We start from the raw sequence: 21,527 nt of genomic DNA on the forward strand, positions 1-21,527 counted from the left end.
ACGCACCACAGGCCCCCGTCCACGAAGAACGGCGAGCGGCTGGAGGATCAGCCGGCCGACACCTCGCTGCGCTCCTCACCCTGGACCTGCTGGGCGTCCGCGGCCGGACGCCCCCCACGGATCCCCTTCTTCAGGAAGGCGATGACGAGCACCACCGCGGCGACGAGCAGCGACAGCAGGATGGTCTGACGCCCGTCGTGCTCGGTGTCGGTGAGCATGTAACCGAGGATGAACACGATCAGCGCGGCAGTCGCCCAGGTCAGGTACGGGTACAGCCACATCTTCACGACGAGCTTCTCGGGCGCCTCAGCCTTGATGATCTTCCGCATGCGCAGCTGGGAGAAGCAGATCACCAGCCACACGAACAGGGCGACCGCGCCACTGGAGTTCACGAGGAAGAGGAAGACGGAGTCCGGGAACTTGTAGTTGAAGAAGACGGCGACGAAGCCGAAGGCGACCGAGGCGAGGATCGCCGTGCGCGGCACGCCGTTGGAGGTCGTGCGGGCGAACGCCTTAGGCGCGTCACCGCGCTGGCCGAGGGAGAAGGCCATGCGGGAGGCCGTGTAGAGGCCGGAGTTCAGGCAGGACAGCACCGAGGTCAGCACGATGAAGTTCATGATCTGACCGGCGTGCGCGATGCCGAGGGAGTCCAGCGCGGCGACGTAGGAGCCGTCCTTGGCGATGGACTTGCTGTCCCACGGCAGCAGGCACACGACGACGGCGATCGAGCCGAGGTAGAAGACGGCGACACGCCAGATGATGCTGTTGGTGGCCTTGGTGACGGCCTGCCGCGGGTTCTCGGACTCGCCGGCGGCCAGGGTGGCGATCTCGCTGCCCATGAAGGAGAAGACGACGAGCAGCACACCGGTGAGGATGGCGCCGGCCCCGTTGGGCAGGAAGCCGCCGTGCGCGGTGAGGTTGCTGATCCCGGCCTGCTCGCTGTCCACGCCCGGGAGCAGGCCGAACACGGCCAGTCCGCCGATGACGATGAACGCGGCGATCGCGACGACCTTGATGCCCGCGAACCAGAACTCGAACTCACCGTAGGAGCCGACGGAGACCAGGTTGGTCGCGGTCAGCACCAGCATCACGATCAGGGCCCAGCCCCACTGCGGCACGGCCGGTATCCAGCCCTCCAGGATCACCGCACCGGCGGTCGCCTCGACCGCCAGTACGACGACCCAGAAGAACCAGTAGAGCCAGCCGATGGAGAACCCGGCCCAGGATCCGAGGGCGCGGTCGGCGTGCGCGGAGAAGGAACCCGAGGTGGGGTTGGCGGCCGACATCTCGCCGAGCATCCGCATCACCAGCACCACGAGCGTGCCGACGAGGGCGTAGGACAGCAGGATGCCCGGACCGGCGGTGGCGATACCGGAGCTGGACCCCACGAAGAGGCCGGCGCCGATGACACCGCCGATGGCGATCATCGAAAGATGCCGGTTCTTGAGTCCGGCCTGCAGCCCGGAGCCCTCGGCTCCGGGTTCTCCGGGTCCTCCGGGGTCGTTTCCGGTCTTGTTCAGAGTCGGCTGCGAGGTCATGGAACGGATTTCCTTTGCGCCGGGGAGCTGTACTTCCGTACGAACCGCCCGAGCCGCACGAACGGGGTGTGTCGGGGCATGACGGTGTACGGGTGGCCCGTACGAGCGGTGTACGAGCCGGTCCAGTGAATCGGAGGCGAACGGATAGGAGAACCTTTGAATCCAGATTGTTACTTGAGGTTTTCCTGAGGTTCCGTAATCGGGCTCACATTCGCCTTAGGTTTCTGTGAGCGCCACCCGGCGCGCCTTCCCCGAAACACCCGTGTCACACTCATCCCATGCGCGTGTACCTCGGCTCGGACCATGCGGGCTACGAACTCAAGAACCACCTCGTCGAGTGGCTGAAGGCGGCGGGTCACGACCCCGTCGACTGCGGCCCGCACCTCTACGACGCCCAGGACGACTACCCGCCGTTCTGCCTCCGTGCGGCGGAGCGCACGGCCGCGGACCCCGACGCCCTCGGCGTCGTCATCGGCGGCTCGGGCAACGGCGAGCAGATCGCCGCGAACAAGGTCAAGGGCGTCCGCGCGGCCCTCGCCTGGAGCGAGGAGACGGCGTCCCTGGGCCGCCAGCACAACAACGCGAACGTCGTCGCGGTGGGCGCGCGCATGCACACGCAGGACGAGGCGACGAAGTTCGTGGAGACCTTCCTCGCCACGCCGTTCTCCGGTGACGAACGTCACATCCGCCGCATCGACATGCTGTCGTCGTACGAAACGACGGGCGACCTCCCCCCGATCCCCCCGCACCACCCCCAGCAGTAACCCACCCCCAAAGCGTCAGGGGGCTCCACCCACGGAGCCCCCAGGGCTGAAGCCGTCGGAACTCCGGGGCGGGAGGGGGAAACCCGTGAGCCTCAACCCGGAGGGGGTGGCCCCCGAGCCCCGGGACCGGAGGGGATGCCCCCCAGGGCCGCAGGGGGTACCCCCAAGCCCCAGGGCCGGCCAGGGCCGGAGGGGGGAGACCCCGAAGCTCCAGGGCCGGAGGGGGGAGACCCCGAAGCTCCAGGGCCGGAGGGGGGAGACCCCGAAGCTTCAGGGCCGGAGTGGGTGACCCCCGAGCCCTCGGGGCCGCAGGGGAACCCCCGCGCCCCAGGGCCAGAGGGGGAGCGGCGTTGCCCACGGCCGGAGGGGCAGACCGCCGAAGCGACAGGGCCGGAGGGGGGAGACCCCCGAAGCCCCAGGGCCGCAGGGGTATTTCCTACGCCCCACTGCCCGGAGGGGATAACCCCCAGGCCCCAGGGTCGGAGGGGAGCCCGGCGAAGCCCGCTGTCGGACGGGGCCGGCGAAGCCGAGGGGGCGCGGGCGCAGCCCGGGAGGGGTGCAGGGGACGCAGTCCCCGCCAGGGTTCGGGGCGGAGCCCCGAGGCTTTTGGACTCGGGCCTCCTCAGTAACCGCGTCGGGCGGGCGGGTGGGCAAAAGACGGGGTCCGGGGCGCAGCCCCGCGGCCTCAGCCAGCAACGCCGGCGAGCAAGAACCCCGACCCCACCGCAGGGCGACATTCACAGGAGACCCCGTGCCGGAAGGCCACACCATCCACCGCCTCGCCCGGGACTACGCCACCGCCTTCCGCGGCACAAAACCCCGCACCACCAGCCCCCAGGGCAAGTTCGCCCCCGCCGCCACCCTCCTCACCGGCACCGAACTCACCCACACCGAAGCCCACGGCAAACACCTCTTCCTCGGCTTCCGCGACACCCACTGGGTCCACATCCACCTCGGTCTCTTCGGCAAGGTCACCTTCGGCCCGGCCCCCGAACCACCCCCCACCGACACCGTCCGCCTCCGCTTGGCGAACGACACCACCTACGTGGACCTCCGCGGCCCCACCACCTGCGCCCTCATCACACCCCCGGAGAAGCAGGCGATACACGACCGCCTCGGCCCCGACCCCCTCCGCGCCGACGCCGACCCGGACGCCGCCTACCGCCGCGTCACCCGCAGCCGTACGACGATCGCCGCCCTCCTCATGGACCAGAAGGTCATCGCCGGCGTCGGAAACGTCTACCGCGCGGAGGTCCTCTTCCGGCACTGCATCGACCCGTACCGCGCCGGCAAGGACATCACCCCCACCGAGTGGCACGCGATATGGAACGACCTCGTCGCCCTCATGCACGAGGGCGTCCGCTACAACCGCATCGACACCGTCCGCCCGGAGCACACCCCGGAGGCGATGGGCCGCCCCCCGCGCGTCGACGACCACGGCGGCGAGGTGTACGTCTACCGCAGGGCGAACCTGCCCTGCCACATCTGCGGCAGCGAGATCCGCACCGCCGATCTCGCCGCCCGCAACCTCTTCTGGTGCCCGACCTGCCAACGCCCTCGATAAAGCCGCGCGCCCCTCAGAACCCGTGCGGCAGCCACGGCGGCACGGCCGACCCGAACCCCAGCGACGCCTCGGCCAACGCCCCCGGCCGGATCTCCCGCACACGCCCCGCCGCCGCCAGCGCGGCCAGCGACACGCCCCCGAGATACGCCGCGCCCAACTCCCGTACCGTCAGGGCGACATCAGCGGCGTCCGCCGTACGCTCACAGGACGCACCCTTCGTGTCCCCGCTCAGCCGCCAACGCCCCGCGTTCCAGGGACAGAACGCGTCCTCCACCTCGAACACCACGTCCACCGGCGCCTGGTACGTCCGCGCCTCCAGCGCGGCCCCGACCTCGACCAGCCGCACGTACAGGGAGTCCCGCAACCGCGGATGGCACCGTCGCTGGTCGGACACCAGGTACAGCCACGCGTCGTCCACCGGACGCCCCCGCACGGTCACCTTCGACGTCAGGTCGATCCCGAACAGGAACCGCCACAGCGCCGCGTCCGCCGCGGGGTCCAGCGCCACCACGTCCTCCACGGCCACCGTGCCGTTGGACCCGGACAGCTCCCACTCCGGCTTGACGCGGAACCGCGCGTACCCGACCGTCTCCCCCTCCCGCTCGGCGAGCACGCACTGCAGGGGCGACGCCCCCGCCCGCTCGCTCTCCGGGTCGAGCACCCCGAGCCGCTCCCAGCCGGGCCGCCGGGCCAGCATCCCGGGCCGCGCCGGAACCAGCCGGGCGTACAGGGCCTCGCACACGTCGAGCACATCGGCCGGTACCGCGTACCGCACCCGTACGTCATCCGTACCGTCCGGCACCGACAGCCCGACCCGGGTCGTGTCGATCTCGGCGGTCAGCGACAGGGTCGCGTTGCCGTATCCGAACCGCCCGTAGATCGCCGGCTCGGACGCGGTGAGCACGGCCAGCGGCTCACCCCACGCGCGCACGTCGTCCAACTGCCGTCGCATCATCGACGTCAGCAGACCGCGCCGGCGATGCGTGGCGGCCACGCTGACCATCGTGACGCCCGCGACCGGCAGCGACGTGCCGCCGGGCACGGTCAGTCGAAAACTGAACGCCCCGGCCGTCCCCACGCACTCGTCCCCGTCCCAGATGCCCAGGGAACGGTCGATTTCGGTCAGTGCGCGCCACAACTCCCGCTCCTCGGCGGCTTCCGGCACCCCGCCGAAGCCCCGGAGCAGGGTGTCGTACCACGTGTCCCAATCGTCCTGTCGAAGGACCCGCAGACCGGGCGAAAGACCGTTCGCGTCAGTTCCCATGAGCCATGCCTACCAGGGCAATGCGGGACGAGCGAGGGAATTTCTCCCGGGCGACGACGGGCGCACGCCGTGCGCCGCACTGTGATGTTCCGCCCTCGGACGGGGGACAAGTAGGACCTCCCGTGCCAAGGGGCCGGTCGGATGGATAGGGTCCCGAACTAATGGCAGCAGGACGAGAGCGGCGCGCGGAAGCCGAGACGTTCACGGCCCGGTTGAAGAAGCAGTGGCACCGGGCCCGTGTCGGCGTGCGCCGGGCCGCCGTGGACTACTTCCGCGGCAACGGCTCCGACTGGATCGCCCTGGCCGGCCTGATCCTGACCGTCCCGCTGATCGCGGCGGCGACGCTGGGGAACTCGGTGTGGTTCTCACCGGCCGCGCTCGTGCTGCCCGTCGTCGTCGGCGGTCTGCTGCTGCGGCCGGCGAGCCTGCTCGGACTGTACGCCGCGGCGGCCACGGCACTGATCGTGGAGTCGGTGCAGCTCGGCCCGTACACGGAGGGCCCGTCGAGAGTCACCCCCGGCGTCGTGCTCGTGGTGGCGGCCTGCGGCTTCTTCGGCCTGCTGCTCGCCCAGTTCCGCAGCCGGGTCGGCGTGCCCTGGCGGCGCGGCGGCACCATGCTGTTCGACCTGCGCGAACGCATCCGGGTGCAGAGCAAGCTGCCCGACCTGCCGGGCGGCTGGCACCGGGAGATGGCGCTGCGCCCGGCGGGCGGCCAGTCCTTCTCGGGCGACTTCGTGGTGGCGGCGCGCACCAACGGTGGCCGGACGCTCGAAGTCGTCCTGACCGACGTCTCCGGCAAGGGCATGGACGCGGGCTCCCGCGCTCTGCTGCTGTCCGGCGCGTTCGGCGGCCTGCTCGGCTCCCTGCCGCCGCACGCCTTCCTCCCGGCCGCGAACGGCTACCTCCTGCGCCAGGACTGGGACGAGGGTTTCGCCACCTCCATCCACCTGGTCCTCGACCTGGACTCCGGCGACTACGAGCTCTACTCCGCGGGCCACCCGCCGGGTCTCCAGCTCAGCGCGGGCACCGGCCGCTGGGAGGAGAAGGCGGCCGAAGGCCCGCTCCTCGGGGTGTACGACGGCGCCCAGTTCGACCCGGTGAAGGGCTCGCTGCGGCCCGGGGACGTCCTGATGCTGTTCACGGACGGCCTGGTGGAGACCGCCGACCGGGACATCGTCGAGGGCATCGACCGCCTCACCGGCGAGGCCGACCGCTATGTGGCCGGCGGTTTCCACGGTGCCGCCTGGCACCTCATCGAGGCCGTGGCCAAGGACGTCAACGACGACCGGGCGCTGCTCCTGATCTGCCGCGAGGGGCCGACGGCCGCCGCGTCCCGCTGAGACACTGGGGCGGTGACCGAGACACCCCGCATGACCCTGGCCCAGGTGGAGGCCACCGCCCGCGCCGCGCACACAGGCCAGACCGACAAGGCGGGCCGGCCCTACGCCGAACACCTGCGGGCCGTGGCGGAGGGCGTACGGGCACGGGGCGGCGACGAGGAGCAGATCGCGGCGGCCTGGCTGCACGACGCCGTCGAGGACGACGCCCTGTCCGCACAGTGGCTGCGCGAGGCCGCGCTGAGCAGCCGTACGAAGGACATCGTCCTCGCGGTCACCAAGCGGGCGGGGGAGCCGCCGGAGGCGTACGCCGCGCGGATCCTCGCCACGCCCGGCGCGCTGTTGGTGAAGGAGTCGGACCTCGCGCACAACGCGGACCCGGCGCGGCTCGCCGTCCTCGACGCGGCGACCCGCACACGACTGACCGAGAAGTACGCGCGGATGCGCGCACTTCTCGGTCTGGTGGGATGAACGCTGTCGCAGGGGTCAGGCGTTGACCTTCTCGCGTTCGCGTGCGCGCCGCTCGGCGCTCTGGCGTTCGCGGGCCTGCTCGGCCGCGTCCGGCTTGAAGGCCCAGTCCATCTTCGGCTCCATCGCGAACCGGAAGACGCGCTGCACCGGCTTGGTGCACAGCACCGTCACGACGGCGGCCGCGAGGACGGTCACGAGGATCTCCCCGGCCGGGTGGTGCATCCAGGACGCCTCGAACCAGCCCCGGAAGTCACCGGCCTTCACCAGGAAGCCGTGCAGCAGGTAGCCGTAGAGCGTGCCGGCGCCGAGGGCGGTGAACCACATGTGGCGGCGCGGCACCCAGGCGAAGAAGCAGGCGGTCAGCACCAGGGAGCAGCCGAACATCGCGAGCACCATGACCGGGCCGGTCCACCACGGGGCGCCCAGTTCCTGGGCGGCGTCCCGGTGGTAGAACCACGCGGTGTTCATGCGCGGCACCGCCCACCAGCTGAAGGCCAGCGCGACGGCGAACACCGGCACCGACGCGATCCGCACCGAACGGCGGCGCACCATGTGGAAGTGCTCGGGCTTCATGATCAGACCCAGCACGAAGAACGGCAGGAACTGCAGGACGCGCTGCAGGTCCAGGTCGTCACCGATCTCCGGCGTGACGGTCGCCAGCATGGCGAGACCCAGCGCGAGCGGCAGCGGCCAGCGCACCAGGTTCCAGATGGGGGTGGTCAGGCGCCAGATGAACAGCGCGACCAGGAACCAGGTCAGGTACCAGGGGTCGAGGATGCTGATCTCCTGGTGCGGGTCGTTGTCGATGACCCTCTTGAAGAGCGGATAGGCCGTCTCGAAGATGATGTACGGCACGGCCACGCCGGTGATCAGGCGCTTGAGGCGGCTGGGCCGCATGTCGAAACTGCGCGAGAAGTAGCCGGAGATGAGGATGAACGCCGGCATGTGGAACGCGTAGACGAGCTGGTACGCGGCCTCGAGTATCCGGCTGTCGCTCTTGAGCGGCTCCCAGGCGTGGCCCATGGCCACCAGGACGATCGCGAGGTACTTCGCGTTGTCGAAGAACGCGTCGCGCTGCTTGCCGTTCTGCTTCTTCTGCGTGCTCTGCGGCGAGCGAGGGCTCGGCACTCCGTCGGCCGGCGACTGTGCCGGGGGAAGTGGCGCCCTGCGGTCGCCGTTCGGTCGCAGCGAGTTCGTCACAGACCCTCCCACCGGGAGCTCGGGGAGACGATCCGGGACCTCGCTGCGTGTGCGGGGGACGAGGCAGCGTGGAACATCTGAGGCACCCTAGCGTTCCCTGCAGCTATTCGTAAAACGCCAGACGTCATTCCTGGCTATTCGCTGCGGGTACCCCGGATTACGGCTGGTTGACGTCACTGTCGGCGTGATGGCCAACACATCGCCCGGGGGCGGATTTTGTGCACCGACTGGGCCCTGCTTGTCCTGACACTTCCGGACTAAGCGGCGCATAAGACCAGCAGGCGACTCCAGTGGAATGTCCGCTTCCGCCCGTCTTCAGTCGCTGCCCATAGGGGTCTTGGTGAGTCTGTGGCAACAATTCGAAATAACTGCGGACGCATTGTGTGGAGACGGAAACGATGCAGCCGAATTCCCTGCGCGGGTGGCTCGTCGAATTGCCGTGCGACCGCTGGGTGTCAGGTACCCGGGAACGGCCGTCACACACCGGCCGCACATGCGGGCGGGCGCGACACGGGTGTGGTCGATGCGTCACCACCCGCATAGCCCGGCCGTGTTGGTGGCACGATGGTTCTGGCGGGGTGCGCGGGGTCGCGTCCCCGGGCCGGGAGAGCGGACCGACCGAGGGTGTGATCAGTTGTGGCCATTTCACTGTCTGTGGTGCTGCTGTTGGCGATCATCCTTGTGGTGTTGCTGAGAGGGGGGTCCATCAAGGCGGGCCCGGCCATCGTGGCGATCCTCTTCGGCTTCTTCCTCGCCTCGACGGGCATGGCCCCGTCCATCAACCGCTTCCTCAACTCGATAGCGGACACCATCAACTCCATCAGCTTCTGACGCCTCCGACAGCACTCCAGCCGGCCCCGGCGCCACGGCCCGGCGCAGGGCGGCAGGTGACGCGGGGAACGCAGGGAAGCACCGCTGCACCCCTGCGCGCCCCGACCAAGGCGGCGACCCCCCGCCCCGACCCCGCTCGGCGTCCGGCGGCACTCCCGCACAACGGCGCGAGCCGACCGGGCCGACACGGCGAAGATCTCCGCCGGCCCCGGTGGCCTCGCCGGCGGCAGCGGTGCAGACCGGGGCCGCCTCGGGGGTGCCGTTCTCGGCCGGCGCTCCGGCGTCCCCGAGACCTCCCTCCGCTCACCGCCCCAGGGGCACGCCATGGGCACGACATCACGTGCCCGCTCCGGGCGGCATCGGGCATCCGAAGACCGGCGATGACGCGGAAGCGTTCCAGCACCACCGGCGTCGCGTCGTCGACGGTGAAGCCGGGGTCCCCCGAGGTCGCACGCATCTCCTCGCTGCGCCGGAACCACTCGTGGCCCTCGCGCCACTCCGCCACGCGGGCGGGTCCTTCCCCCTCGTCCGTCACGTGCGCAAGATCCACCTGCACCGGCGGGGCGACGCGCACGCCGGTCACCTCGATCACCGCCACCGGCGGATCGTCCGAGTCGACGACCACCGAACGGTTCCCGACGTCAGGCAGAGGCTCTCCCTCATGCTCATGCTCATGGCCGACGACGAGCGCGGGCGGACTGAACACAGCTCCCGGAAACACTCAGGGCCAGGTCGAGGAGTGATCCTTTGACCTGGCCCTGAGCCATATGGAGCGGGCGACGGGAATCGAACCCGCGTAGCTAGTTTGGAAGATCGCGTATGCGGATCGGGGCTGAGCTGGCGAGACGCTGACCTGTGCGTTCTCGGGGTGCTCACTGAGGTTCCCCGGGGCTCCCCGTCGGTCGCCGCTCGATCGGGCATGCGAGGGGCACGTGTGGCCTTCTCCCGCGTCAGGGCTCTCCAGCGCCGCCCTGTGCCCAATGCGGCCTGATCGGCGCTCTCGCGCGCATCCTGGGCGGTCGGTGCGTCTCGATCAGTCTAGGGAGCCCCGAAGCGGCCTCGGCTGTCAGGTCGATGTCGTTGCAGCTCGGCCGGTACCGGTCTGAAGGCCCAACGGCGCAACCTGTTCGGTAGCACGGCTCGCATGAGGAAGATCAGGCACCAAGCGAGCCCTATGCCAATAAGAATGGCCATCAACTTCTCAAGCCAGACGACTCCCGCATCCCTCGCGGATACACCGAAAAGGGTGCTGATGAGGGCGAGTGCTCCGAAGCCCAGTGAACGGAGTGCGTACCAGCGACGAGAGCGAAGCATGGTCGAAGCTTCCATGTGGGGCGGGGTCTGGCACAAGGTCGGCGGAGCGGCTTTGGGCTGGAGCTGCTTCGGGGCGAGTGATCATGGCCCCGTAAGCTTCCGGCGAGTCGGGCCGCGATCATCCCGGACATCCGTGATCACCTGGAGCGGTACGCCGAGCACGGCGCCGACGGCCGGGTCTTCCTCGGTGCGAAGGGGGCGACTCCCCGCCGGAACCACTTCAACCGGCTGTGGCAAAAGGCGTGCAGCGATGCCGGGATCAAGGGCCTGCACTTCCATGATCTTCGGCACACGGGAAACACGCTGGCGGCCTCCACGGGCGCGAGCACGCGTGAGCTGATGGCGCGCATGGGCCACAGCACGTCTCGGGCCGCGCTGATCTATCAGCACGCGAGCGCCGCACGTGACCGGCTGATTGCCGACGCCCTGAGCGACCTTGTCGACAAGGGCCGGAAGCCCGAGCGAAAGCAAGATCCAGAGCCGGAGGGGCACGCGGGGGACACGGCGGACTGAACACAGCCCCGGGAAACGATTAGGGCCAGGCGGAGGAATGATCCTCTGACCTGGCCCTGATCTGTATGGAGCGGGCGACGGGAATCGAACCCGCGTAGCTAGTTTGGAAGACTAGGGCTCTACCATTGAGCTACGCCCGCACGCGTGCGCCGCAGGTCGGACGACCGCGGCACTGAAGGCATCGTAGCGGGTCGCCCCCCTTCGTCGCACACCGCATTCCCGCCCCGCCCGACGCGGCACGAACCCGGTGGAAATGCGGCGGCCTCACCGCCTGCGGGCATGTACCCTACGTGTCGCACCGAACGGGGTGTGGCGCAGCTTGGTAGCGCGTCCGCTTTGGGAGCGGAAGGCCGTGGGTTCAAATCCCGCCACCCCGACCAGCCACCCGATCACCTCGTGTGATCGCCCATCCGGCCACTCCCGTGATCGCCTTTTGGGCGGTGTAGTCGCTGCCGTTACTATGCAAGCTGCACGCCCGTGTGTCTCATCGTCTGAAGTCCTCCGGGCGGCGAAATCCGCCGGGCCGCTCTGGCCCCGGCAGAAACCAAGAAGTCAGCCACAAGGAGACCGAACCGTGAAGAGCGCCGTGGAGACCCTGAACCCGACTCGGGTTCGGCTCACTGTCGAGGTGCCCTTCGAGGAGCTCAAGGACAGCCTCGACGCGGCGTACAAGAAGATCAACCAGCAGGTCACGGTGAAGGGCTTCCGCAAGGGCAAGGTCCCGGCCCGGGTCATCGACCAGCGGTTCGGCCGCGGTGCGGTCCTGGAGGAGGCGGTCAACGACGCGCTTCCGAAGTTCTACACCGACGCGGTCAACGAGGCCGAGCTCAGCGTGCTGGGCCAGCCCGAGGTCGACATCACGGAGCTGAAGGACGGCGAGACGCTGAACTTCACCGCCGAGGTCGACATCCGCCCGGCCATCGAGATCCCGGACTTCTCCGGCATCGAGGTCGAGGTCGACGCGGTCGAGGTCACCGACGAGGACGTCGACAAGGCCGTCGAGGAGCTGCGCGAGCGCTTCGCCTCCACCGCCCCGGTCGAGCGTGCCGCCGAGGACGGCGACGTCGTGACGATCGACCTGCAGGCCAAGGTCGACGGCGAGGTCCTCGAGGACGGCGTCGCCGACGGCGTCTCCTACACCATCGGCTCCGGCGAGCTGCTGGACGGCATCGACGACGCCGTGAAGGGCCTGGAGGCCGGTGGCGAGGCCACCTTCACCTCCGAGCTCAAGGGCGGCTCGGCGGCCGGCAAGGAGGCCGAGGTCACCGTCAAGGTCACCCAGGTGGCCAAGCGTGAACTTCCCGAGCTGGACGACGAGTTCGCGCAGCTCGCCTCCGAGTTCGACACCATCGAGGAGCTGCGCGCCGACAGCCGCAAGCGCCTCGAGAACATGAAGCAGTACGACCAGGCCACGCAGGCCCAGGAGCGCGTCCTGGAGAAGCTGCTCGAGCTGGTCGAGGTCCCCGTCCCCGAGAAGCTGCTCGAGGACGAGGTCAACACCCGCAAGCACAACCTCGAGCACCACCAGCTCGGCCAGATGGGCCTCGACCTCGCGAAGTACCTGGAGATCCAGGGCAAGAGCGAGGAGGAGTTCGAGACCGAGACCCGTGAGGCCGCGGTCAAGGGCATCAAGACCCAGTTCGTGCTCGACGAGCTCGTCAAGCAGGAGAAGCTCAACGTCAACCAGGAGGAGCTCACCGAGCACCTCATGCGCCGTGCGGCCTCCTCCGGCATGTCCCCCGACCAGTTCGCCCAGGCGGTCGTCGAGGGCGGCCAGGTTCCGCTCCTGGTCGGCGAGGTCGCCCGCGGCAAGGCCCTGGCCGTCGTGGTCGAGAAGGCCACGGTCAAGGACACCAACGGCGAGATCATCGACCTCGACGACGAAGAGGACGAGACGGAGTCCGCCGAGGCCGCCGCCGAGGAGACCCCGGCCGAGTCCGCCGAGGAGAAGACCGAGGGCTGAGCCCCGGTCGCGGTGAGTTCGTGAGAAGGCCCTGGGGCACGCCCCCAGGGCCTTCTTGTCACCCGGGGGGCAGCGCTCCTCAGGGGCTCGGGGAACTGCACGACAAGCCCCCACCCGCCCGAAGCCCGGCGACAACCGCACCGTCCACGACGAGACCGCACGGCCCCCTGGCGGAGCCTGTCGCGCTACGCCCCCGGCGAACACTCCCATCTCCGGGATTCCCCGAAGGGACCCGCGCGTTAGGGTCCATGAATACCAGGGCAGAGGAGTCCCCGACGGCTCCGAGCCCCGCAGGGAAACGTGAGACGGCCCGGCGCCGTCGTAAGACGAGCAGGTGGATACGTGACGAATCTGATGCCCTCCGCCGCCGGCGAGCCTTCCATCGGTGGTGGCCTCGGTGACCAGGTCTACAACCGGCTGCTCAACGAGCGGATCATCTTCCTCGGCCAGCCGGTCGACGACGACATTGCCAACAAGATCACCGCACAGCTGCTGCTCCTTGCCGCCGACCCGGACAAGGACATCTACCTCTACATCAACAGCCCCGGCGGTTCGATCACGGCCGGTATGGCGATCTACGACACCATGCAGTTCATCAAGAACGACGTGGTGACGATCGCCATGGGTCTCGCGGCTTCCATGGGTCAGTTCCTGCTCAGCGCGGGCACGCCCGGCAAGCGCTTCGCGCTGCCGAACGCCGAGATCCTGATCCACCAGCCCTCCGCCGGCCTGGCCGGTTCGGCCTCGGACATCAAGATCCACGCCGAGCGGCTGCTGCACACCAAGAAGCGCATGGCCGAGCTCACCGCCCAGCACACCGGCCAGACGGTCGAGCAGATCACCCGCGACTCGGACCGCGACCGCTGGTTCGACGCCTTCGAGGCCAAGGAGTACGGCCTCATCGACGACGTGATCCCCACGGCCGCCGGTATGCCGGGCGGCGGCGGCACCGGGGCCTGAGCGGTCCCCACGGGGCCTGTGGCGCCCCGTGAGGCCCACGGAGCCCTCCCGGGCCCCAGTGACCCCAGACAGCCCCAGCCGACCGCCTCAGCCCCTTTCAGGAGACACCGTGAACCAGTTCCCCGGCAGTGGGATCTACGACCGTATGCACGCCGTGCAGGACATGAGCGGCTCGCAGGGCCGCTACACCGGCCCGCAGGCCGAGTCCCGCTACGTCATCCCCCGCTTCGTCGAGCGCACCTCCCAGGGCATTCGCGAGTACGACCCGTACGCGAAGCTCTTCGAGGAGCGCGTGATCTTCCTCGGCGTCCAGATCGACGACGCCTCCGCCAACGACGTCATGGCGCAGCTGCTGTGCCTGGAGTCGATGGACCCCGACCGTGACATCTCGGTCTACATCAACAGCCCCGGCGGCTCCTTCACGGCGCTCACGGCGATCTACGACACGATGCAGTACGTGAAGCCGGACATCCAGACGGTCTGCATGGGGCAGGCCGCCTCCGCCGCCGCCGTCCTGCTGGCCGCCGGTACGCCGGGCAAGCGCATGGCCCTGCCGAACGCGCGCGTGCTGATCCACCAGCCGTACAGCGAGACCGGTCGCGGTCAGGTCTCCGACCTGGAGATCGCCGCCAACGAGATCCTCCGGATGCGCTCGCAGCTGGAGGAGATGCTGGCCAAGCACTCCACCACGCCGGTCGAGAAGATCCGCGAGGACATCGAGCGCGACAAGATCCTCACGGCCGAGGACGCGCTGAGCTACGGCTTGATCGACCAGATCATCACCACCCGGAAGATGGACAACTCGAGCCTGCGTTGACGCGAGAGGCTGTAACGTCTGCCGCCCCTTGGCACGGTTTGGCTCGGTTCACGTCAAAGCGAACCGCGCCAAGGGGGGCCCGAACGGGGGGCCCGGCAAGGTACCGTCGACATAAGGCAGCACCAGGAGTCCGCTGGACGTCGACGTCCAGGAGTCTCCCAGGCGAAGGGGAAGCACACCGTGGCACGCATCGGTGACGGCGGCGATCTGCTCAAGTGCTCGTTCTGCGGCAAGAGCCAGAAGCAGGTCAAGAAGCTCATCGCAGGGCCCGGTGTGTACATCTGCGACGAGTGCATCGACCTCTGCAACGAGATCATCGAGGAAGAGCTGGCCGAGACCAGCGAGGTCCGCTGGGAGGAGCTCCCGAAGCCCCGCGAGATCTACGAGTTCCTCGAGGGCTACGTGGTCGGCCAGGAGGCCGCCAAGAAGGCCCTCTCCGTAGCGGTGTACAACCACTACAAGCGCGTGCAGGCCGGTGAGAACGGCGGGGCGAACGGCCGGGACGACGCCATCGAGTTGGCGAAGTCCAACATCCTGCTCCTCGGCCCCACGGGCTCCGGCAAGACCCTCCTCGCGCAGACCCTCGCGCGCATGCTGAACGTCCCCTTCGCGATCGCCGACGCCACGGCCCTCACGGAGGCCGGGTACGTCGGCGAGGACGTCGAGAACATCCTGCTCAAGCTGATCCAGGCGGCCGACTACGACGTCAAGAAGGCCGAGACCGGGATCATCTACATCGACGAGATCGACAAGGTCGCGAGGAAGAGCGAGAACCCCTCGATCACCCGCGACGTGTCGGGCGAGGGCGTCCAGCAGGCCCTGCTGAAGATCCTGGAGGGCACCACGGCCTCCGTGCCGCCGCAGGGCGGGCGCAAGCACCCCCACCAGGAGTTCATCCAGATCGACACGACGAACGTGCTGTTCATCGTGGGTGGGGCCTTCGCGGGTCTGGAGAAGATCATCGAGGCCCGGGCCGGCGCCAAGGGCATCGGCTTCGGCGCGCAGATCCGTTCCAAGCGCGAGATGGAGTCCAAGGACCAGTTCCAGGAGGTCATGCCGGAGGACCTGGTCAAGTTCGGCATGATCCCCGAGTTCATCGGCCGCCTCCCGGTCATCACCTCGGTCCACAACCTCGACCGCGAGGCCCTGCTCCAGATCCTCGTCGAGCCGCGCAACGCACTGGTGAAGCAGTACCAGCGCCTCTTCGAACTCGACGGCGTGGAGCTGGACTTCGAGCGCGAGGCGCTCGAAGCCATCGCCGACCAGGCCATCCTCCGCCAGACCGGCGCCCGAGGCCTGCGCGCCATCATGGAGGAAGTCCTCCAGGGCGTGATGTACGAGGTCCCGTCCCGCAAGGACGTCGCCCGAGTCGTCATCACGGCGGACGTCGTCCAGTCGAACGTCAACCCGACCCTGATCCCGCGGGACGCGCGGGGGCGGGGGCCGGGCGAGCAGAAGACGGCGTGACACAGACGTGAGGGAAGGGCCCCGGTCGATGACCGGGGCCCTTCCCTTTGTGCTGTCGTCCGTCGTCAGGCCTTGACGCGGATCTCAGGGCGCAGCTTTTTGGTGATGTCGATCGCGACGTCCTTGGAGACGTCTCCGCTCACCTCGCCGGGCGACACCATGGTGACCGTGCTGTGGTCGGCCCACGCGCAGAACCAATCGGTCTTGTCCTTCTTGGTCGACGGGTCCTGCCCCTTGGCCGCCTGGCACTTCATGACCGCGCCGTCGAGATCGGCCTCTTCGGGCTCGCCGATCAGCTCGGTCTTCTTGCCGCTGCTGGAGGAGCCTTCCTCCGACGACTTCTTGAAGTTCGAGAAGAACGTGTCCAGCGCCGCCTCTGGGTCGGAAACCTCGCCGTATACGCCGACGAACGTGACGCCCTTGGCCGTCGCCATCTGGGCAGCCGAGGACGGGTCATTCGGGTCGTACTTGCTGATGTCCACCGTGGAGTAGGAGCCCAGCACGGACTTGCCGTTCTTGACGCCGCTCTTCTCCAACTCCTTGGTGGAGTCGTCACCGACCGTCTGCCCGTCCTTGGTGACACGGTTGTACTCGCCGAGCACCTTCGCCGGGGTCGCCAGCTTGTGCGGTCCGTCGTCCTCCAGGGCGCCCGCGCCGCCACCCCCGCCGAGGACGAAGTACGCGCCCACACCGATCGCCGCCACGACCGCGACCGCGCCGATGATCAGGCCGGTCTTCTTCTTGCCGCCGCCCGGGGCCGGGGGCTGGGGGACGCCGTAGGGGGCCTGGCCGTAGGGCGGCTGCTGGCCGTACGGGGGCTGCTGGCCGTAGGGGGCCTGCTGGGGCGGGACGCCCTGCGGGGGCTGCTGCGGGTAGCCGTAGCCGGGCTGGGGCGGAGGAGCCTGCTGGGGGTAGCCGTAGCCGGGCTGGGGCGCCTGCGGCGGCTGGCCGTACGGGCCCGGCTGGCCGTACGGACCGGGCTGCTGGGGCTGCCCGCCGTACGGGCCCGGCTGGTTGTAACTCATGTTCTGGGTTCCCCTCCAGATGCTTATGTGTTCAGGACATCCTGGCGCAGACCCGCCGTGTGCATGGCATCGGGGGCCCCATCGTTACGAAGCAAACGCGTTTCGGTACGGGCCGGTGACACCTCTAAACTGACCCCCGTGACCGAGAACGCTCAGCAGCAGCCACCAGCGCCCAGCACCGACCTGCCGACCCAGTACGCGCCGGCCGACGTAGAGGGGCCGCTGTACGAGCGCTGGGTAGAGCGGGGTTACTTCGAGGCGGACGCCAAGAGCGATAAGCCGCCGTACACCATCGTCATCCCGCCGCCGAACGTCACGGGCTCGCTCCACCTGGGGCACGCCTTCGAGCACACCCTCATCGACGCCCTGACCCGCCGCAAGCGCATGCAGGGGTACGAGACGCTGTGGCAGCCCGGCATGGACCACGCCGGCATCGCCACGCAGAACGTCGTCGAGCGGGAGCTCGCCAAGGAGGGCAAGTCCCGCCACGACCTGGGCCGTGAGGCCTTCGTCGAGCGGGTCTGGCAGTGGAAGGGCGAGTCCGGCGGCCAGATCAGCGGCCAGATGCGGCGGTTGGGCGACGGCGTCGCCTGGTCGCGCGAGCGCTTCACCATGGACGAGGGCCTCTCCCAGGCCGTCCAGACCATCTTCAAGCGCCTCTACGACGACGAGCTGATCTACCGCGCCGAGCGCATCATCAACTGGTGCCCCCGCTGTCTGACGGCCATCTCGGACATCGAGGTCGAGTACCAGGACGACGACGGCGAGCTCGTCTCCATGAAGTACGGCGACCGGGACGACACCATCGTCGTCGCCACCACCCGCGCCGAGACGATGCTCGGTGACACGGCCGTCGCCGTCCACCCCGAGGACGAGCGCTACAAGCACCTGGTCGGCAAGACGGTCAAGCTGCCTCTGACCGACCGCTCCATCCCGGTCGTCGCGGACGAGCACGTCGACCCGGAGTTCGGAACGGGTGCCGTCAAGGTCACCCCGGCGCACGACCCGAACGACTTCGAGATCGGCCAGCGTCACGGCCTCCCGGCCCTGACGGTCATGGACGAGCACGCCGTGATCACCGCCCACGGCCCCTTCCAGGGCCTGGACCGGCTGGAAGCGCGGTCGGCGATCGTCGCAGCGCTGCGCGCCGAGGGCCGGATCGTCGCCGAGAAGCGGCCGTACGTCCACTCGGTCGGCCACTGTTCGCGCTGCAAGACCACCATCGAGCCGCGGCTGTCCATGCAGTGGTGGGTCAAGGTCGGCCCGCTCGCCAAGGCGGCCGGTGACGCCGTCCGCGACGGCAAGGTCAAGATCCACCCGCAGGAGATGGAGAAGCGCTACTTCGACTGGGTCGACAACCTCCACGACTGGTGCATCTCGCGGCAGTTGTGGTGGGGCCACCGCATCCCGGTCTGGTACGGCCCGAACGGCGAGGTCGTCTGCGTCGGCCCCGACGAGCAGCCGCCCGGCACCGAGGCCGAGGGCTGGCGCCAGGACACCGACGTCCTCGACACCTGGTTCTCCTCCGGCCTGTGGCCGTTCTCCACTCTCGGCTGGCCCGAACAGACCGAGTCGCTCGCGAAGTTCTACCCGAACTCGGTCCTGGTCACCGGCTACGACATCCTCTTCTTCTGGGTCGCCCGGATGATGATGTTCGGCCTGTACGCGATGGACGGCACCCCGCCGTTCCACACCATCGCCCTGCACGGCATGGTCCGCGACCAGTTCGGCAAGAAGATGTCGAAGTCCTTCGGCAACGCGGTCAACCCGCTGGCCTGGATGGACAAGTACGGCAGCGACGCCCTGCGCTTCACCCTCGCCCGCGGCGCCAACCCGGGCGTCGACGTCCCGATCGGCGAGGACTGGGTCCAGGGCTCCCGCAACTTCGCCAACAAGATCTGGAACGCGACGCGCTTCGCGATGATGAACGGCGCGACGATCGAGGGCCCGCTGCCGGACGCGTCGAAACTGTCCTCGACCGACCGCTGGATCCTCTCCCGCCTCAACTCGGTGGTCGCCGAGGTCGACGCGTTCTACGAGGACTACCAGTTCGCGAAGCTCTCCGACGCCCTGTTCCACTTCGCGTGGGACGAGGTCTTCGACTGGTACGTCGAGCTGTCCAAGACGACGTTCCAGGCGGGCGGCGAGGCGGCCGAGGTCTCCCAGCGGGTCCTCGGTGAGGTCCTCGACGTCACGCTGAAGCTGCTGCACCCGGTGGTCCCGTTCGTCACCGAGACCCTGTGGACCACGCTCACCGGTGGCGAGTCGGTCGTCATCGCCGGCTGGCCGAAGGACAGTGGCTTCCGGGACGCCGACGCCGAACGCGAGATCGAGTCCCTCCAGTCGGTCATCACCGAGGTCCGCCGCTTCCGTGCCGACCAGGGCCTCCAGCCCGGCCAGCGGGTCCCGGCCCGGCTGACCCTGGACGGCACGCGGTTCGCGCCGCACGAGGCCGCGATCCGCCAGCTGCTCCGCCTCCAGCCGGAGGGCGAGTCCTTCACGGCGACGGCGACCCTCCCGGTCGCCGGTGCCGAGGTCGCCCTCGACCTCTCCGGCACGATCGACGTCGCAGCGGAGCGCAAGCGCCTCGCGAAGGACCTCGCCGCGGCGGAGAAGGAGAAGTCCCAGGCCAACGGCAAGCTCGGCAACGAGGCGTTCCTGGCCAAGGCCCCCGACCACGTCGTCGAGAAGATCCGCACCCGCCTCGCCAAGGCGGAGGAGGACATCGCCCGCATCCAGGCCCAGCTGGAGCGCCTGCCGCAGGCGTGAGGGTCCGTACGGTATGAGGCCCCCGGAGCCGCCAGGCCCGGGGGCCTCATACATGCCCCAGGGGCACGTTCCTGCTGGTCAGGAGTGCGGGGGTGCATCGATGTGCGGCTCCGCCGCGTGGGCGCGACAAGCCCCACGAACCCGCAGACAAGGCACGACACAGCCACCGCAAACAATGTCAGTCGGTCTCCGTAGACTGGGCCCCGTGAGCGAGCTCCCTCCAGACCACCACGCCGACGACCAGCCCGACCCCCTCGACGGCTTCGACGAGATCATCGCGGAGGAAACCACCCGCGACCCCGACCTCGCCGTCATCGAAGCCGGCAGCCGCACCCTGCGCACCCAGGGCGGTGCGCCCGACGCCGACATCCCCACGCGCCCTGCCGACCCCGAGGTCGACAAGGCCCTGCGCGAGGTCGAGACCGAGCTCGCCACCCGCTGGGGCGAGACCAAGCTGGAGCCCTCCGTCAGCCGTATCGCCGCGCTGATGGACGTCCTGGGGGAGCCGCAGCGGTCGTACCCGTCGATCCACATCACGGGCACGAACGGCAAGACCTCCACGGCCCGCATGATCGAGGCCCTGCTCGGCGCCTTCGAGCTGCGCACCGGCCGCTACACCTCGCCCCACGTGCAGTCGATCACCGAGCGCATCAGCCTCGACGGCGCCCCCATCTCCGCCGAGCGGTTCATCGAGACGTACCAGGACATCAAGCCGTACGTGGAGATGGTCGACGCCGCGCAGGAGTACCGGCTGTCGTTCTTCGAGGTGCTCACCGGCATGGCGTACGCGGCTTTCGCCGACGCCCCGGCCGACGTCGCCGTCGTCGAGGTCGGCATGGGCGGCTCCTGGGACGCCACGAACGTGATCGACGGGGACGTCGCCGTCGTCACGCCCATAGACCTCGACCACACCGACCGGCTCGGCACCACGCACGCCGAGATCGCCACGGAGAAGGCCGGCATCATCAAGCAGGGTGCGACGGTCATCATGGCGCAGCAGCCGGTCGAGGCGGCTCAGGTGCTGCTGAAGAAGGCCGTCGAGGTGGACGCGACCGTGGCCCGGGAGGGCCTGGAGTTCGGCGTCGTCGAGCGGCAGGTCGCCGTCGGCGGGCAGCTGGCGACGCTGCGCGGCCTCGGCGGCGAGTACCCCGAGGTGTATCTGCCGCTGCACGGAGCGCACCAGGCGCACAACGCGGCCGTCGCGCTCGCCGCCGTCGAGGCGTTCTTCGGCGTGGGCGCGCAGCGGCCCGACGCGCTGGACCTGGACACGGTCCGCAAGGCCTTCGCCGCCGTGGCCTCGCCGGGCCGGCTGGAGGTCGTGCGCCGGTCGCCGACGGTCGTGCTGGACGCCGCCCACAACCCGGCCGGTGCCCGGGCGGCGGCCGAGGCGATCGGGGAGGCGTTCCAGTTCAGCCGTCTCGTCGGGGTGGTCGGCGCGAGCGGCGACAAGAACGTGCGGGGGCTGCTGGAGGCCTTCGAGCCGGTGTTCGCCGAGATCGTGGTGACGCAGAACTCCAGCCACCGCGCGATGGACGCCGACGAGCTCGCCGGCATCGCCGTGGAGGTGTTCGGCGAGGACCGCGTCCAGGTCGAGCCGCGGCTTCCGGACGCCCTGGAGGCCGCCATCACGCTGGCCGAGGAGGAGGGCGAGTTCTCCGGCGGCGGTGTGCTCGTCACCGGTTCCGTCATCACCGTCGGCGAGGCCCGACTGCTCCTGGGGAGGGGCTGAG

General features: G+C 69.4%; 16 protein-coding genes, 2 tRNA genes and 1 pseudogene. 13 read left to right on the forward strand and 6 right to left on the reverse strand.

Annotated features, from left to right (window positions below):
* Positions 1-47: 47 nt before the first annotated feature.
* Entirely contained in the window at positions 48-1,538 is a 1,491-nt protein-coding gene (locus tag ACFZDI_RS18310; RefSeq protein ID WP_234850959.1) for an amino acid permease, read from the reverse strand.
* Positions 1,539-1,816: 278 nt separating this feature from the next.
* Here ACFZDI_RS18310 and ACFZDI_RS18315 point away from each other — a divergent pair, with 278 nt between their 5' ends.
* Both ACFZDI_RS18315 and ACFZDI_RS18320 read left to right on the forward strand, forming a co-directional pair.
* Complete coding sequence (locus ACFZDI_RS18315) at positions 1,817-2,302, forward strand: ribose-5-phosphate isomerase (RefSeq protein ID WP_344367656.1); 486 nt, start codon at positions 1,817-1,819, stop codon at positions 2,300-2,302.
* A 751-nt stretch (positions 2,303-3,053) separates the two neighbouring features.
* The gene (locus ACFZDI_RS18320; protein ID WP_391251682.1) at positions 3,054-3,866 is read left to right on the forward strand and encodes a DNA-formamidopyrimidine glycosylase family protein; all 813 of its coding nucleotides are present in this window, start codon (positions 3,054-3,056) and stop codon (positions 3,864-3,866) included.
* A gap of 13 nt (positions 3,867-3,879) precedes the next feature.
* Here the strand turns inward: ACFZDI_RS18320 and ACFZDI_RS18325 are convergent, their stop codons facing one another.
* Entirely contained in the window at positions 3,880-5,130 is a 1,251-nt protein-coding gene (locus ACFZDI_RS18325; RefSeq protein ID WP_391251684.1) for a GNAT family N-acetyltransferase, read from the reverse strand.
* 161 nt (positions 5,131-5,291) lie between these two features.
* On the opposite strand from ACFZDI_RS18325, the gene ACFZDI_RS18330 reads away from it, so the two are divergent.
* Positions 5,292-6,470, forward strand: coding sequence for a SpoIIE family protein phosphatase (locus ACFZDI_RS18330; RefSeq protein ID WP_391251686.1), 1,179 nt, complete (start codon positions 5,292-5,294; stop codon positions 6,468-6,470).
* A 30-nt stretch (positions 6,471-6,500) separates the two neighbouring features.
* Positions 6,501-6,938 carry an HD domain-containing protein gene (locus ACFZDI_RS18335; RefSeq protein ID WP_234850469.1) on the forward strand — a complete coding sequence of 146 codons (438 nt, stop codon included), beginning with the start codon at positions 6,501-6,503 and terminating at the stop codon, positions 6,936-6,938.
* Positions 6,939-6,953: 15 nt separating this feature from the next.
* Here ACFZDI_RS18335 and ACFZDI_RS18340 read toward each other — a convergent pair whose 3' ends face one another.
* On the reverse strand, positions 6,954-8,066 hold the full coding sequence (locus ACFZDI_RS18340) for an acyltransferase family protein (RefSeq protein ID WP_391251688.1): 1,113 nt from the start codon (positions 8,064-8,066) through the stop codon (positions 6,954-6,956).
* Between the two features lie 708 nt (positions 8,067-8,774).
* On the opposite strand from ACFZDI_RS18340, the gene ACFZDI_RS18345 reads away from it, so the two are divergent.
* Positions 8,775-8,969, forward strand: coding sequence for a hypothetical protein (locus ACFZDI_RS18345; RefSeq protein WP_031107160.1), 195 nt, complete (start codon positions 8,775-8,777; stop codon positions 8,967-8,969).
* A 361-nt stretch (positions 8,970-9,330) separates the two neighbouring features.
* Here the strand turns inward: ACFZDI_RS18345 and ACFZDI_RS18350 are convergent.
* Positions 9,331-9,663 (reverse strand): annotated as a pseudogene (locus ACFZDI_RS18350) (ASCH domain-containing protein); the annotation flags it as partial.
* A 761-nt stretch (positions 9,664-10,424) separates the two neighbouring features.
* Between ACFZDI_RS18350 and ACFZDI_RS18355 the strand changes: the two are divergent.
* Positions 10,425-10,796, forward strand: coding sequence for a tyrosine-type recombinase/integrase (locus ACFZDI_RS18355; RefSeq protein ID WP_391252267.1), 372 nt, complete (start codon positions 10,425-10,427; stop codon positions 10,794-10,796).
* Between the two features lie 66 nt (positions 10,797-10,862).
* On the opposite strand, the gene ACFZDI_RS18360 is transcribed toward ACFZDI_RS18355, so the two are convergent.
* Positions 10,863-10,936 (reverse strand) — tRNA-Gly (locus ACFZDI_RS18360).
* Between the two features lie 163 nt (positions 10,937-11,099).
* On the opposite strand from ACFZDI_RS18360, the gene ACFZDI_RS18365 reads away from it, so the two are divergent.
* The 5 genes from ACFZDI_RS18365 (at position 11,100) to clpX (ending at position 16,003) form a co-directional block, all read left to right on the forward strand.
* Positions 11,100-11,176: transfer RNA gene (locus tag ACFZDI_RS18365), tRNA-Pro, on the forward strand.
* A 194-nt stretch (positions 11,177-11,370) separates the two neighbouring features.
* On the forward strand, positions 11,371-12,759 hold the full coding sequence (tig, locus tag ACFZDI_RS18370; protein ID WP_234850464.1) for a trigger factor: 1,389 nt from the start codon (positions 11,371-11,373) through the stop codon (positions 12,757-12,759).
* Positions 12,760-13,113: 354 nt separating this feature from the next.
* Positions 13,114-13,719 (forward strand): ATP-dependent Clp protease proteolytic subunit, encoded by a 606-nt coding sequence (locus ACFZDI_RS18375; protein WP_030240055.1) that lies wholly within the window; start codon positions 13,114-13,116, stop codon positions 13,717-13,719.
* Between the two features lie 109 nt (positions 13,720-13,828).
* Positions 13,829-14,536: an ATP-dependent Clp protease proteolytic subunit gene (locus ACFZDI_RS18380; protein WP_308122550.1), complete on the forward strand. Its 708-nt coding sequence runs from the start codon at positions 13,829-13,831 to the stop codon at positions 14,534-14,536.
* Between the two features lie 180 nt (positions 14,537-14,716).
* Positions 14,717-16,003 carry an ATP-dependent Clp protease ATP-binding subunit ClpX gene (gene clpX / locus ACFZDI_RS18385; protein WP_031114127.1) on the forward strand — a complete coding sequence of 429 codons (1,287 nt, stop codon included), beginning with the start codon at positions 14,717-14,719 and terminating at the stop codon, positions 16,001-16,003.
* A 65-nt stretch (positions 16,004-16,068) separates the two neighbouring features.
* On the opposite strand, the gene ACFZDI_RS18390 is transcribed toward clpX, so the two are convergent.
* Entirely contained in the window at positions 16,069-17,028 is a 960-nt protein-coding gene (locus ACFZDI_RS18390) for a hypothetical protein (RefSeq protein WP_391251691.1), read from the reverse strand.
* 138 nt (positions 17,029-17,166) lie between these two features.
* On the opposite strand from ACFZDI_RS18390, the gene ACFZDI_RS18395 reads away from it, so the two are divergent.
* Positions 17,167-19,797 (forward strand): valine--tRNA ligase, encoded by a 2,631-nt coding sequence (locus tag ACFZDI_RS18395; RefSeq protein ID WP_391251693.1) that lies wholly within the window; start codon positions 17,167-17,169, stop codon positions 19,795-19,797.
* Between the two features lie 205 nt (positions 19,798-20,002).
* The gene (locus ACFZDI_RS18400) at positions 20,003-21,526 is read left to right on the forward strand and encodes a folylpolyglutamate synthase/dihydrofolate synthase family protein (protein WP_234845834.1); all 1,524 of its coding nucleotides are present in this window, start codon (positions 20,003-20,005) and stop codon (positions 21,524-21,526) included.
* Position 21,527 lies beyond the last annotated feature (1 nt).

Origin of the sequence: Streptomyces sp. NPDC007907 (assembly GCF_042959365.1) — a bacterium.
Taxonomy (GTDB): Bacteria; Actinomycetota; Actinomycetes; order Streptomycetales; family Streptomycetaceae; genus Streptomyces; species Streptomyces indiaensis.

What these genes read in the sequence shown, in the direction of transcription:
- ACFZDI_RS18310 (WP_234850959.1), bottom strand. Translation starts at nt 1,538, where the DNA reads ATGACCTCGCAGCCGACTCTGAACAAGACCGGAAACGACCCCGGAGGA.
- ACFZDI_RS18315 (WP_344367656.1), top strand. Translation starts at nt 1,817, where the DNA reads ATGCGCGTGTACCTCGGCTCGGACCATGCGGGCTACGAACTCAAGAAC.
- ACFZDI_RS18325 (WP_391251684.1), bottom strand. Translation starts at nt 5,130, where the DNA reads ATGGGAACTGACGCGAACGGTCTTTCGCCCGGTCTGCGGGTCCTTCGA.
- ACFZDI_RS18330 (WP_391251686.1), top strand. Translation starts at nt 5,292, where the DNA reads ATGGCAGCAGGACGAGAGCGGCGCGCGGAAGCCGAGACGTTCACGGCC.
- ACFZDI_RS18335 (WP_234850469.1), top strand. Translation starts at nt 6,501, where the DNA reads ATGACCCTGGCCCAGGTGGAGGCCACCGCCCGCGCCGCGCACACAGGC.
- ACFZDI_RS18375 (WP_030240055.1), top strand. Translation starts at nt 13,114, where the DNA reads ATGCCCTCCGCCGCCGGCGAGCCTTCCATCGGTGGTGGCCTCGGTGAC.
- ACFZDI_RS18390 (WP_391251691.1), bottom strand. Translation starts at nt 17,028, where the DNA reads ATGAGTTACAACCAGCCGGGCCCGTACGGCGGGCAGCCCCAGCAGCCC.